Source organism: Achromobacter insuavis (assembly GCF_902859645.1).
Lineage (GTDB): Bacteria > Pseudomonadota > Gammaproteobacteria > Burkholderiales > Burkholderiaceae_B > Achromobacter > Achromobacter insuavis.
Genome location: NZ_CADIJR010000043.1, coordinates 45,600 through 58,641 on the forward strand (window position 1 = coordinate 45,600; position 13,042 = coordinate 58,641).

Genomic DNA, 13,042 nt, shown 5'->3' on the forward strand with positions numbered 1-13,042 from the left:
GCACGGCAAAAGGCCCCGTTTCGACGGGGCCTTTTTCGTGGGGCGGCGGGGCGTTCAGGGCAGCGTCGATTCGCCGCGCAGCAGGTCGTCCAGCGTTTCGCGCTGGCGCACCACGTGATAGTGGCCGCCGTCGACCATGACCTCGGCCGCGCGCGGGCGGGTGTTGTAGTTGCCGGCCATGGTCATGCCGTAGGCGCCGGCCGATTCCAGCGCCAGCACGTCGCCCTGTTCCAGCGCCAGCGCGCGCTGCCGCGCCAGCCAGTCGGCGCTTTCGCAGACCGGGCCGACGACGTCGTATTCGAGCGTGTCGCCGGCGCGCGGCCGCAACGGCCGCAGGCCGTGCCAGGCGTCGTACAGCGCCGGCCGCAGCAGGTCGTTCATGGCGGCATCGACGATGGCGAAATTGCGCGCCTCGCCGTGCTTCAGGTACTGGACGGTGGTCAGCAGTACGCCGGCGTTGCCGACCAGCGACCGGCCGGGTTCGAGCACCAGCTGCAAATGGCCCTGGCCGCGCGCCTGCAGGCGCTGGAACACGTGATCCAGCAGCGCCTTGGGCGAGGGCTGCACTTCGTCACGGTAGCGGATGCCCAGGCCGCCGCCCAGGTCCAGGTGCGACAGGCGGATGCCGATGCCGTCCAGGTCGTCGACCAGGTCGAGCAGTTTTTCCAGCGCGTCGAAATAGGGACTGATGTCGGTCAGCTGCGAGCCGATGTGGCAGTCCAGGCCGGTGATCTCCAGGCCGGGCAGCAGGCGGGCGCTGCGGTAGGCGTCCAGCGCCGCCCCGATGGGGATGCCGAACTTGTTTTCCTTGAGGCCGGTGGAAATATAGGGATGGGTCTGCGCGTCCACATCCGGGTTGACGCGCAGCGATACCCTGGCGCGCAAGCCCATGTCCTGGGCCACGTCGGACAGCCGCTGCAGTTCGGCCTCGGATTCGACGTTGAAGCCCATGACGCCGGCGGCCAGCGCCGCGCGCATCTCCCAGGCCTGCTTGCCGACGCCGGAGAAGACGATGCGGGCGGGATCGGCGCCGACGGCCAGGGCGCGTTTCAATTCACCGCCGGAGACGATGTCGAACCCCGCGCCCAGGCGGGCGAATTCCTTGAGGACGGCCAGGTTGGAATTGGCCTTCATGCCGTAGCAGACCTGCACGGGGCGTTGCCCGATGGCGCTACGGTAGGTCTCCCAGGCGGCCTTGAGCGCCGCGCGGGAGTAGACGTAGAGCGGCGTTCCCAGTTTTTCGGCCAGATGGTCCAGCGGCACGTCTTCGGCGTACAGCACGTTGTTGCGGTACTGGAAGAAGGGGTGCCCGGCCAGTTCGGGCGGAACTGGGAACGCGGCGGTCATGGCAGGGAGAGGGGCGTCGGGATTTGTGGCGTCGTGGGCGGTCGCTGGTGGGTTGATGGCGGTTTCCCATCAGGCGTCGGGGTATACAACGGACCCTTGTAGCCGCAGGCCGCAACCATGCCGGTCGCCAAGAGCGTGGCTACAATGCGAAGAGACATGCGGCTGAATGCCAATTGGAACACTGGGAACTCCGTAATTCTTGCAGGCTCGATTATGACCGAATCCGAATTTCTTGCGTTGATCGACCAGGTGCTGAACAGCATCGAAAGCCAGGCCGATGACTGGGCGGCTTCGCTCGACGTCGACGTCGAAACCAGCCGCAGCGGCAATGTGCTGACGATGGTCTTCGAAGACAATACCCACGTGGTGGTGAACAGCCAGGCCGCCATGCAGGAACTGTGGGTGGCCGCGCGCAGCGGCGGCTTCCACTACCGTTACGACGGCCAGAACTGGAACGATACCCGAGGCGGCCCGAAATTGCCGGACGCCCTGTCCCAGATCTGTTCGGCGGCGGCCGGCGTGCCCGTCACGATCCGCCTGTAACGCCCAAGAAAAAGGCCGGCTGACGCCGGCCTTTTTTTCATTCCGTTCAGAACGGGATCTTCTGCGACCAGGGTTGGGCGTTCTGCGAGCCCACGCCCGGTCCGACCTTGATGCGGTTGTCTTCGCCGCTGTCGTTGTTCAGGCCGTTCAGGAACTCGCCCAGCGTATCGGCCTGCGGCAGGCCCAGGCGCGCCACCGCCTGTCCGGGCGGGAATTCCGAGAAGTAGTACTCGCCGTTCTCGACGATGATGCCGTCGGGACGGGGGCGCGGCTTTTCTTCCGGCACGCCCTTGAGCACGTCCTGCATGTAATCGACCCAGATCGGCATGGCCACGCCGCCGCCGGTTTCACGCGAACCCAGCGACTTGGGCTGATCGAAGCCGAGCCAGGCGGTGGCCACCAGCGAGGGCGTATAGCCCGAGAACCAGGCGTCCACCGATTCGTTGGTGGTGCCGGTCTTGCCGGCGATGTCGTTGCGCTTGAGCAGCACGCGGGCGCGGGCGGCGGTGCCGTAGGTGGCCACGCCGCGCAGCACGTCGTCCATGATCCAGGCGGTGCGCGGGTCGATGGCGCGGGCGGCGGCGTCGCCGGCCACGGTCGGCTTGGCCTGCATCACGATCTTGCCGTTGCTGTCGGTGACGCGATCGATCAGGTAGGGCGTGACGCGGTAGCCGCCGTTGGCGAACACCGAGAACGCGCCGGCCAGCTGCAGCGGGGTTACCGAGCCGGCGCCCAGCGCCAGCGGCAGCACCGCGGGCTGGCGCGCCTTGTCGAAGCCGAAGCGGGTCAGGTAGTCCTGCGCGTACTGCGGGCCGATGGCCTGCAGGATGCGGATCGAGACCATGTTCTTGGACTTGTACAGGCCCTGGCGCAGCGTCAGCATGGGCTCGTACTGGTTGCCGTAGTTCTTCGGGTTCCAGGCCTTGGAGCCGGTCTGCGCCGCGGTCAGTTCGAACGGCTGGTCGGAGATCTGCGTGGCCGGCGTCAGGCCGCGCTCGAGCGAGGCGGCGTAGATGAACGGCTTGATGTTCGAGCCGGGCTGGCGCCAGGCCTGCGTCACGCGGTTGAAGTTGCCGCGGTAGAAATCGAAACCGCCGACCATGGCGCGGATCGCGCCGTCCTGCGGCGACAGCGCCACGAACGCGGCCTGCACCGACGGCAGGTTGATGATTTCCCAGTTGTCGCCGAGCTTGCGGATGTAGACCACCGAGCCGCGCTTGATGCGCTGCTCGGGCTTGGCCTTGTCGTTGAGCGCGCGGGCCACCACGCCCAGCACCTTCTTGTCGGTGACAGTGATGATCTCGCGCGAACTGCGCGCCAGCTTCACTTCGGTGGGGCTGGCCGACAGCACCAGCGCGGTCAGCAGGTCGCCGCTGTCGCCGAACTTGTCGAACACGCCGTCCAGGAATTCATCCAGGGCCTGCGGGTTGTTCTCGGTGCCCGGGGGCAGGTCGAGCTGTTCCTCGGGGCCGGGGTAGGGCGCGCGGCGGGTGTATTCCAGCACGCCTTCGCGCACGGCGCGGTAGGCCGCTTCCTGGTCCTTGGACTGGACCGTGGTGTAGATGTTGATGCCGCGCGAGTAGACGTTGTCCTGGTACACATTGAACAGCAGCTGGCGCGCCAGTTCGGCCACGTATTCGCCATGGATGCTGTAGCCGCCGGCCGGCGTGCCTTCCGCCGACTTCATGACGATCTGCTGCGCCATCGCCTGTTTGTACTCAGGCTCGGTCAGGTAGCCCAGCGACTGCATGCGGCCCAGCACGTAGCGCTGGCGCAGCTCGGCGCGGGGGCGGTTGGAGATCGGGTTGAAGCGCGACGGGGCCTTGGGAATGCCGGCCAGCATCGCGGCCTCGGCCGGCGTCACTTCGGACAGCGGCTTGCCGAAATAGGTGCGCGAGGCGGCGGCGAAGCCGTAGGCGCGGTGACCCAGGTAGATCTGGTTCATGTAGAGCTCGAGGATCTGGTCCTTGGTGAGCTCGGATTCGATCTTGAACGTCAGCAGCAGTTCGTAGAACTTGCGCGAGTAGGTCTTTTCCGACGACAGGTAGAAGTTGCGCGCCACCTGCATGGTGATCGTGCTGGCGCCCTGCGTCTTGGACATGTTGATCAGGTTGGTCAGGCCGGCGCGCACCACGCCGGTCCAGTCGATCCCGCCGTGCTGGTAGAAGCGGTCGTCCTCGGCCGCCAGCACCGCGGACTTCATCACGTCCGGGATTTCATTGAAGCGCAGCACGTTGCGGCGCTCTTCGCCGAACTCGCCGATCAGCACCTTGTCCGCCGTGTAGACGCGCAGCGGCACCCGCGGGCGGTAGTCCGTCATGGCGTTCAGGTCCGGCAGGTTGGGCCAGGCCAGCGCCAGCGCCATGCCCGCCAGCAGCACGCCGCACAGGAACAGGCCGGCAAAGAAAATGCCGGTCTTGACGAAAAAACGCAATATCGGGGAACCGTTATTGGCGGGCTTGTCTTTTTTGGAGGAATTCTGCGGCTTGCTCATCGCGGCGATTTTACGGGTATCTCCGGTCCCGCCTCAGTGTGGCGGATCGGTTTCTGTAACAAGATAGTTCAGTGTGGTGCGCGGGCAACTTGGCGGCAGATGTGATAATGCCGTCATGAACTTTTCCGCTCACTCATGTCCGGAGGCTGACCCGGACCTGGCGCCCTCCGGCGAGGCGCCCGAAAACCCGCCTTGCGCCTCGGAGTGCCTGGGCAAGACCGTGTCGTTGCCGCACGACCTGCCCATCTTCCTGGTGGGGATGATGGGGGCGGGCAAGACGACCATCGGCCGTGGCCTGGCGCGAGCCCTGGGGCGCGATTTTATCGATCTGGACCATGAGCTCGAGGCGCGTTGCGGCGTGCGGGTGCCGGTAATCTTCGAAATCGAGGGTGAGGCCGGTTTCCGTCGCCGGGAATCCGCCGCCCTGGAAGAGTGTACCCAACGCCGCAACATAATTCTCGCCACCGGCGGCGGCGCCATCCTGGCCGCCGAAAACCGGTTGCGCCTGCGCGAGCGGGGCATCGTGGTCTATTTGAGGGCCAGTGTGGACGAATTGTTCCGCCGCACCTGCCGCGATCGCAACCGGCCCCTGCTGGCCACCGCCGATCCGCGCGGCACGCTGCGCGACCTGATGACCCTGCGCGAACCCCTCTACAAGGAAGTCGCCGACCTGGTGGTGGAAACCGGCTCCATGCCCATCCACACCCTGGTCAAGGCGCTCCTGCCGCAATTACAAGCCTTCGAGAAGCAGATATGAACGTTGTTGAGGTCGACACCCCGGGCGGACAGTACCCGATCCGCATCGCGCCGGGGCGCCTGGATGCCCTGCACGAGAGCATCCCCGCTGACGCCACCGCCATCGCGGTGGTGACCAACCCGACCGTGGCCGCCTTGTACGGCGAACGCGCCGAAGCCGCGCTGGCGCGCACCGGCAAGCGGGTGCTGCGCATCGAGCTGCCCGACGGCGAGTCGTACAAGGACTGGCAGTCCCTGAACCTGATCTTCGACGCGCTCTTGACCCATCGCCTGGACCGCCGCTGCGTGCTGGTGGCGCTGGGCGGCGGCGTGATCGGCGACATGACCGGCTTCGCCGCCGCGGTCTACATGCGCGGCGTGCGTTTCGTGCAGGTGCCCACGACCCTGCTGGCCCAGGTCGATTCGTCGGTCGGCGGCAAGACGGCCGTGAACCATCCGCTCGGCAAGAACATGATCGGCGCGTTCTACCAGCCGCTGGCGGTCGAGATCGACACCGCCGTGCTGGCCACGCTGCCGGCGCGCGAAGTGTCGGCCGGCCTGGCCGAAGTCATCAAGTACGGCCTGATCCTGGATCCGGAATTCTGGACCTGGTGCGAGCAGAATGCGCAGAAATTGCGCAGCCTGGACCCGCAGGCCATCGCCTATGCCATCCGCCGTTCGTGCGAGCTGAAGGCGCAGGTGGTGGGCAAGGACGAACGCGAATCCGGCCTGCGCGCCATCCTGAACCTGGGCCATACCTTCGGCCACGCCATCGAGGCGGGCCTGGGCTACGGCGCCTGGCTGCACGGCGAGGCGGTCGGCTGCGGCATGGTGCAGGCGGCGGAACTGTCGGCCGACGTGGCCGGCTTCCCGCGCGCCGACGTGGCCCGCGTGCGCGCCCTGGTCGAGGCCATCGGCTGTCCCGTGGTCGCGCCCGACCTGGGGGCCGATCGCTGGCTCGACCTGATGCAGGTCGACAAGAAGACCGAGGGCGGCGAGATCCGCTACGTGCTCATGACCCGCATCGGCGCAGCGATGATGCGGGCGGCGCCGGCCGATGCCGTGCGCGCCGTACTGGCCCGAACCACTCAGTAAAGACCGCTGGAGAGACGGTGTCGCAGATGAAAGAACTGGCTTCCTATGCATCCGACCCGTCCCGATCGCGCGGCCGGGCCTATGCCGAACCCGCGCCGGAAAACCGCACGGAATTCCAGCGCGACCGCGATCGCATCATCCATTCCAGCGCGTTCCGGCGGCTGGAATACAAGACCCAGGTGTTCGTGAACCACGAAGGCGACCTGTTCCGCACCCGGCTGACACACAGCCTGGAAGTGGCGCAGATCGCGCGCACCCTGGCGCGCAGCCTGGGGCTGTCGGAAGACCTGACCGAAGCCATTTCGCTGGCGCACGACCTGGGCCACACGCCGTTCGGCCATGCCGGCCAGGACGAGCTCAACGCCTGCATGCGCGAACTGGCGCCCGAGGCCGGCGGCTTCGAGCACAACCTGCAGAGCCTGCGGGTGGTCGATGAGCTTGAAGAGCGCTATGCCGATTTCAACGGATTGAACCTGTGCTTCGAGACCCGCGAAGGCATCTTGAAGCATTGCTCGGCGGCCCATGCGCGGCAGCTGGGCGCGGTGGGCGAGCGCTTCCTGGCGCGCACCCAGCCGTCGCTGGAGGCGCAGATCGCCAACCTGGCCGATGAAGTGGCCTACAACAACCACGACATCGACGACGGCCTGCGTTCCGGCCTCATCACGCTGGAGCAGCTGCAGGGCGTGTCGATCTTCCAGCGCCATTACGCCGAGGTGCTGGCGCGCTATCCCGGCCTGGCGTCGCGCCGCGCGGTGGCCGAGACCATCCGGCGCATGATCAACACCCTGATCGGCGACCTGACGCAGACGTCGCTGGCGCGCATCCGCCACGCGGCGCCGGCCAGCGCCGACGACGTGCGCCGCGCGCCGCCGCTGGCGGGGTTCTCGGAAGGCATCCGGCGCGAGGCTGACGAACTGAAGAAGTTCCTGTTCGACAACCTGTATCGGCACTACCGCGTGCTGCGCATGACCACCAAGGCGCGCCGCATCGTGCGCGAGTTGTTCGCGGCGTTCCTGGACGATCCGCGCCTGTTGCCGCCGGACTATCGCCGCGCCGCCTTCAACGACCAGGCCCGCGCCATCGCCGACTACATTGCCGGCATGACCGACCGCTACGCCATCCGCGAGCACCGGCGCCTGTTCGATATGAGCTAGGGCCGGCGCCAGGCGGCGTTCTGGGTGGCATGCGCGCCGGGTTCAGGCGGCGAGACGCGGCCCGCCGGCATCAACGATGTTTGCGGTAGGGTTCGTCGGCCTCGACGAAAGTGGCTTCGGCGCGCGCGTCGCGCATCCATTCCTGCATCGCCGGCAGCGCCAGCACCGCGTCCATGTAGTCTCGCACCGGGCCGGCCGCGGCGATGCCGTAGGTGACGAAGCGCGACACGATCGGCGCGAAGAACGCATCGGCGATCGAGAAGGCGCCGAACAGGAACGGGCCGCCCTGGCCGAATTCCGCGCGCGTGTCCTGCCAGATGGCGTGCATGCGCGAAATCTCCTGGCGCGCGGCCTCGGGGATATCGATGCCGGGCAGGTGCGCCTCGATGTTCATCGGCAGCGCCTGGCGCAGCGCGCCGAAACCGCTGTGCATCTGCGCGGTCAGCGAACGGGCGCGGGCCCGGGCGCGCGCGTCCTGCGGCCACAGGCGGGCCTCGGGATGCTGTTCGGCCACGTATTCGCAGATCGCCAGCGAGTCCCAGACCGCCAGGTCGCCATCCAGCAGCACCGGCACCAGGCCGGCCGGCGTGAGCGTTTCCAGGCGGCGGGCGAACGCCTCGGTGAACAGGCCCAGCTTCTGTTCGGTGAAGGCGACGCCGGTGGCGCGCAGCGCGAGCCAGGGCCGCAGCGACCACGACGAGTAGTTCTTGTTGCCGATGATCAAGGTGTACATGCCGATTCCCCTTAGTGACAGGCCCTGATTGCGCCGCGCCGTTCAGCCGCCCGGCGTGCGGCGCAGCAGTTTGCCGAGATAGTGTCCGGTGTGGCTTTCCGGCGCGGCCGCCACGTCTTCCGGCGTGCCTTGCGCCACCACCCGGCCGCCGCCGTCGCCGCCTTCCGGGCCCATGTCGATGAGCCAGTCCGCGGTCTTGATGACGTCCAGGTTGTGTTCGATGATGAGCACGGTGTTGCCGCTGTCCACCAGCTGGTTGAGCACCTGCAGCAGCAGTTCGATGTCGCGGAAATGCAGGCCGGTGGTGGGTTCGTCCAGGATGTACAGGGTGCGGCCGGTGCTGCGCCGCGACAGTTCCTGCGACAGCTTCACGCGCTGCGCTTCGCCGCCCGACAGGGTGGTGGCGCTCTGGCCCAGCCGGATGTACGACAGGCCGACGTCGATCAGCGTGTGCAGCTTGCGCGCGATCGCCGGCACCGATTCGAAATACTCCAGCGCCTGCTCGACCGTCAGGTCCAGCACTTCGCTGATGTTGCGGCCGCGGTAGCGGATCTCCAGCGTCTCGCGGTTGTAGCGCTTGCCGTGGCAGACGTCGCAGGGCACGTACATGTCGGGCAGGAAGTGCATCTCGACCTTGACCACGCCGTCGCCCTGGCAGGCCTCGCAGCGGCCGCCCTTGACGTTGAAGCTGAAGCGGCCGGGATCGTAGCCGCGGGTGCGGGCCTCGGGCACGCCGGCGAACAGTTCGCGGATCGGCGTGAACAGGCCGGTGTAGGTGGCCGGGTTGCTGCGCGGGGTGCGGCCGATCGGGCTCTGGTCGACGCTGATGATCTTGTCGAAGTTCTCCAGGCCCTGCATCGCGGCGTAGGGGGCGGGTTCGCTCTGGGCGTGATGCAACTGGCGCGATACCGCCACCGCCAGCGTGTCGTTGACCAGGGTCGACTTGCCCGAACCGGACACGCCGGTGACGCAGATCAGGCGGCCGGCGGGCAGGCGCAGGTCGACATTCTTGAGGTTGTTGCCGGTGGCGCCCGTGAGCGTCAGCCAGGGCAGTTCGTCCGTGACCGGGCGGCGCTGCGGGATGGCGATGGCGCGCTGGCCGCTCAGGTACTGGCCGGTGAGCGAGTTCGGGTCGCGCTGCACGGTTTCGGGATCGCCCTGCGCCACCACCTCGCCGCCGTGCTCGCCCGCGCCCGGGCCCATGTCCACGACCCAGTCGGCCATGCGGATCATGTCTTCGTCGTGCTCGACCACGATGACGCTGTTGCCCAGGTCGCGCAGGTGCTGCAGCGTGCCGATGAGGCGGTCGTTGTCGCGCTGGTGCAGGCCGATGGAGGGCTCGTCCAGCACGTACATTACCCCGGTCAGGCCCGAGCCGATCTGGCTGGCCAGGCGGATGCGCTGGGCCTCGCCGCCGGAGATGGTGTCGGCGCTGCGGTCCAGCGACAGGTAGTTCAGGCCGACGTTGTTCAGGAAGCTCAGGCGCGCCTCGATCTCGCGCACGATGCGCTGCGCGATCTCCTGCTTGGCGCCGGTCAGCGCCAGGTCGCGGAACCACGCCAGGCAGGTCGACAGCGGCATCGCCTCGACTTCATAGATGGCCTGGCCGTGGCGTTCGCCGCCGCGCGGATCCTGGCCGATCAGCACGTGGCGCGCTTCCGGCCGCAGGCGCGAGCCGCCGCAGTCCGGGCAGGTCTTGATGTTGCGGTACTTGCCCAGCTCCTCGCGCACGGTGGCCGAATCGGTTTCGCGCCAGCGGCGCTCCAGGTTCGGGATCACGCCTTCGAAGGTGTGGCGCTTGACGGTGCTGCGGCCCTTTTCGTTCAGGTACAGGAACGAGATTTCCTCGTCGCCCGAGCCATACAGCACCTTGTCGCGCAGCGCCTCGGGCAGGTCCTCGAAGGGCGCCTCGATGTCGAATTCGTAGTGCGCCGCCAGGCTGGTCAGCAGCGAATGGGTGAACGCGTTGCGGCGGTCCCAGCCGCGGATGGCGCCGGCGGCCAGGCTCAGTTCGGGGAAGGCGACCACGCGCTTGGGATCGAAAAAGCCCACCTGGCCGATGCCGTCGCAGCTGGGGCAGGCGCCCATCGGGTTGTTGAAGCTGAACAGGCGCGGTTCCAGTTCCGGCAGGCTGTGGCTGCACACCGGGCAGGCGTAGCGGCTGGAGAACACCTGCTCGCGGCTGCCGTCCATGTCCAGCGCCAGCGCGCGGCCGTCGGCCAGCTGCAGCGCGGTCTCGAAGCTCTCGGCCAGGCGCTGCTTGCTCTCGGGCTTGATGCGCAGGCGGTCGATGACCACGTCGATGTCGTGCTTCTCGGTTTTCTTCAGCGGCGCCATGCCGTCGATTTCCACCATCTGGCCGTCCACGCGCAGGCGCACGTAGCCCTGCGCCTGCAGGCTGGCGCATTCGTCCTCGAAGCTGCCTTTCTTGCCGCGCGCAATCGGGGCCAGCACTGCCAACCGGGTGTCGGCCGGCCAGGACAGCACCGCGTCCACCATCTGGCTGACGCTCTGCGCCTGCAAGGGCAGGCCGTGGTCCGGGCAATAGGGCGTGCCGACCCGCGCGTACAGCAGGCGCAGGTAGTCGTGGATCTCGGTGATGGTGCCGACGGTGGAGCGCGGGTTGTGGCCCGCCGCCTTCTGCTCGATCGAGATGGCCGGCGACAGGCCCTCGATCAGGTCGACATCGGGCTTGTCCATCAGCTGCAGGAACTGGCGGGCGTAGGCGGACAGGCTTTCGACGTAGCGCCGCTGCCCCTCCGCGTAGAGCGTATCGAATGCCAGCGAGGACTTGCCCGAGCCGGACAGGCCGGTGACCACCACCAGCTTGTGGCGCGGCAGATCCAGCGAGACGTTCTTGAGATTGTGGGTGCGGGCACCCCGAATGCGTATGGTCACGTCTATCGGGCTCTTTTAAGCGGTTGCAAAGGCCAACTTGGTACTATAGCGCGCCGAGTCCTCAGGCCATAGATCAGACCGCAAGCGCATGACATTCGCGCGCGACCGGCCCTCGTCATCGTTGAAAATTCCGCATGCCGGCAGACACGAAACTGAAATTGACCCCTTCCGAGCGCCGCGCCAGCGTGGCGCTGGCCGGTTTGTTCGCCGCGCGGATGCTGGGCCTGTTCCTGTTGCTGCCGGTGTTCGCCGTCGCCGCCCGCGGCCTGCCCGGGGGGGATGACCCCGCCCGCGTCGGCCTGGCGCTGGGCATGTACGGCCTGACCCAGGCATTCATGCAGATTCCCTTCGGGCTGGCCTCCGACCGCTGGGGCCGCCGGCCCGTGGTGCTGTTCGGCCTGCTGCTGTTCGTGGCGGGCAGCGTGGTCTGTGCGCAGGCCGACGACGTGTTCTGGATCACCATCGGCCGCGCCATCCAGGGCGCCGGGGCCATTTCGGCCGCCGTGACCGCCTGGCTGGCCGACGCCACCCGCGACGAGGTGCGCACCCGCGCCATGGCCATGGTGGGCGGCTCGATCGGGCTGTCGTTCGCCGCGTCGCTGGTGCTGTCGCCGGTGCTGGTGGGCTGGTGGGGCCTGTCGGGCCTGTTCTGGACCATCGCCTGTCTGGGCGTGGTCTGTCTGGCGGTGGCGCGCTGGGTGGTGCCGGTGGTGCCGCGCACCCAGGCCCGCAGCATGCAGGCCGCCAGTCCGCGCCAGGTGCTGACCCACACCGACCTGCTGCGGCTCAATTTCGGCGTGTTCGTGCTGCACCTGATCCAGGTGTCGCTGTTCGTGGTGGTGCCGGCGCTGCTGGCCAAGGTCGGCGGCCTGGATGCGCGCGAGCTCTGGAAGGTCTACCTGCCGGTGATCCTGGTGTCGTTCGTGCTGATGGTGCCGGTGGTGTTCGTCGCCGAAAAGCGCCGCGCCCACCGGGGCGCCCTGCGCGCCGCCGTGGCCGGGCTGGTGCTGGTGTGCGCGCTGCTGCCGGCCGCCAGCCATGGCTTCTACACCCTGGCGGCGGCCCTGACCGGCTTCTTCGTGGCGTTCAACGTGCTGGAGGCGCTGCAGCCTTCGCTGGTGTCGCGCGTGGCGCCGCAGGCCTACAAGGGCCTGGCGCTGGGGTTCTACAACACGGCCCAGGCCGCGGGCCTGTTCACGGGCGGCGCGCTGGGCGGCTGGGTGGCATCGCACTCCGGCGCCGGCGCGGTCTTCATCGGCGCGGCCGTGCTGGCGGCCGTCTGGCTGGCCGTGACCTGGGCGCTCAAGCCGCTGGCCTGAGCCGCCCGCCCAGCGGGCGGCGGAAAGTCGCGGATCGCGCCGCCAACGGTGCCCAACAGCGGTGAAATCGTTTCCCTGACAGGACAGCTTTGTCACGATTCCGGTTTGGCGCGGCAGACGCTTTTCGTCGATAATAGAAGACAAACTAGGGCTTCACCGGCGTCGCCGGTCATCATTGCGGTGACCGGCGAGTTTCATGAAGCCGGTCTTCAACATCGCTTTTTATGTTGTTGCCGGCGCGCTCGCGGCAACGTGTGGCACAGGCTGTCAACAACAGAGGGACAACGGCATGGCATCGGTTAACAAAGTCATTCTCGTGGGCAACCTGGGTCGCGACCCGGAAGTCCGCTACAGCCCCGACGGGGCCGCAATCTGCAACATGTCCATCGCCACGACCTCCACCTGGAAGGACAAGGCATCGGGCGAACGCCGCGAAGAAACCGAATGGCACCGCGTGGTCATGTACAACCGCCTGGCCGAAATCGCCGGCGAATACCTGAAGAAGGGCCGCTCGGTCTACATCGAGGGCCGCCTGAAGACCCGCAAGTGGCAAGACAAGGACACCGGCGCTGACCGCTACAGCACCGAAATCGTCGCCGACCAGATGCAGATGCTGGGCGGCCGCGAAGACGGCGGCGGCGGTGGCGGCAGCTACGGTGGCGTCGGCGGTTACGACGACGCCCCGGCGCGCCAGCCGCAGCAGCGCGCCCCGGCCCAGCGCCCG

11 protein-coding genes are annotated in these 13,042 nt (G+C 67.8%); 6 read left to right on the plus strand and 5 right to left on the minus strand.

Annotated elements, in window-relative coordinates; all coding sequences use genetic code 11:
• Window positions 1–54: 54 nt before the first annotated feature.
• Together lysA and lptM are read right to left on the minus strand one after the other, a co-directional pair.
• Window positions 55–1,347 carry a diaminopimelate decarboxylase gene (gene lysA / locus H0523_RS20360; protein ID WP_054430886.1) on the minus strand — a complete coding sequence of 431 codons (1,293 nt, stop codon included), beginning with the start codon at window positions 1,345–1,347 and terminating at the stop codon, window positions 55–57.
• Window positions 1,344–1,610 (minus strand): LPS translocon maturation chaperone LptM, encoded by a 267-nt coding sequence (gene lptM, locus H0523_RS32410; protein WP_306670203.1) that lies wholly within the window; start codon window positions 1,608–1,610, stop codon window positions 1,344–1,346. The genes lysA and lptM overlap by 4 nt, the downstream gene beginning before the upstream one ends.
• Between lptM and cyaY the strand changes: the two genes are divergently transcribed.
• Entirely contained in the window at window positions 1,561–1,890 is a 330-nt protein-coding gene (gene cyaY, locus H0523_RS20365; protein ID WP_006392017.1) for an iron donor protein CyaY, read from the plus strand. The genes lptM and cyaY overlap by 50 nt on opposite strands.
• 46 nt (window positions 1,891–1,936) lie before the next feature.
• Here cyaY and H0523_RS20370 read toward each other — a convergent pair whose 3' ends face one another.
• Window positions 1,937–4,384: a penicillin-binding protein 1A gene (locus H0523_RS20370; protein WP_006392016.1), complete on the minus strand. Its 2,448-nt coding sequence runs from the start codon at window positions 4,382–4,384 to the stop codon at window positions 1,937–1,939.
• A gap of 115 nt (window positions 4,385–4,499) precedes the next feature.
• On the opposite strand from H0523_RS20370, the gene H0523_RS20375 reads away from it, so the two are divergent.
• From H0523_RS20375 to H0523_RS20385, 3 genes are read left to right on the plus strand one after another with little or no spacing between them, the layout of a single operon-like run.
• Entirely contained in the window at window positions 4,500–5,141 is a 642-nt protein-coding gene (locus H0523_RS20375) for a shikimate kinase (RefSeq protein WP_035359749.1), read from the plus strand.
• Window positions 5,138–6,214 (plus strand): 3-dehydroquinate synthase, encoded by a 1,077-nt coding sequence (gene aroB / locus H0523_RS20380; protein WP_054430884.1) that lies wholly within the window; start codon window positions 5,138–5,140, stop codon window positions 6,212–6,214. Before H0523_RS20375 ends, aroB begins: the two co-directional genes overlap by 4 nt.
• 26 nt (window positions 6,215–6,240) lie before the next feature.
• The gene (locus H0523_RS20385; protein WP_054431100.1) at window positions 6,241–7,368 is read left to right on the plus strand and encodes a deoxyguanosinetriphosphate triphosphohydrolase; all 1,128 of its coding nucleotides are present in this window, start codon (window positions 6,241–6,243) and stop codon (window positions 7,366–7,368) included.
• Window positions 7,369–7,438: 70 nt separating this feature from the next.
• Here H0523_RS20385 and H0523_RS20390 read toward each other — a convergent pair whose 3' ends face one another.
• Entirely contained in the window at window positions 7,439–8,101 is a 663-nt protein-coding gene (locus tag H0523_RS20390) for a glutathione S-transferase family protein (RefSeq protein WP_054430882.1), read from the minus strand.
• A gap of 42 nt (window positions 8,102–8,143) precedes the next feature.
• Window positions 8,144–10,999 carry an excinuclease ABC subunit UvrA gene (gene uvrA / locus H0523_RS20395; protein ID WP_369817059.1) on the minus strand — a complete coding sequence of 952 codons (2,856 nt, stop codon included), beginning with the start codon at window positions 10,997–10,999 and terminating at the stop codon, window positions 8,144–8,146.
• Between the two features lie 134 nt (window positions 11,000–11,133).
• On the opposite strand from uvrA, the gene H0523_RS20400 reads away from it, so the two are divergent.
• On the plus strand, window positions 11,134–12,318 hold the full coding sequence (locus tag H0523_RS20400; protein ID WP_054430878.1) for an MFS transporter: 1,185 nt from the start codon (window positions 11,134–11,136) through the stop codon (window positions 12,316–12,318).
• A gap of 289 nt (window positions 12,319–12,607) precedes the next feature.
• On the plus strand, window positions 12,608–13,042 hold a 435-nt coding region (gene ssb, locus H0523_RS20405), incomplete at its 3' end, for a single-stranded DNA-binding protein (RefSeq protein WP_180180132.1).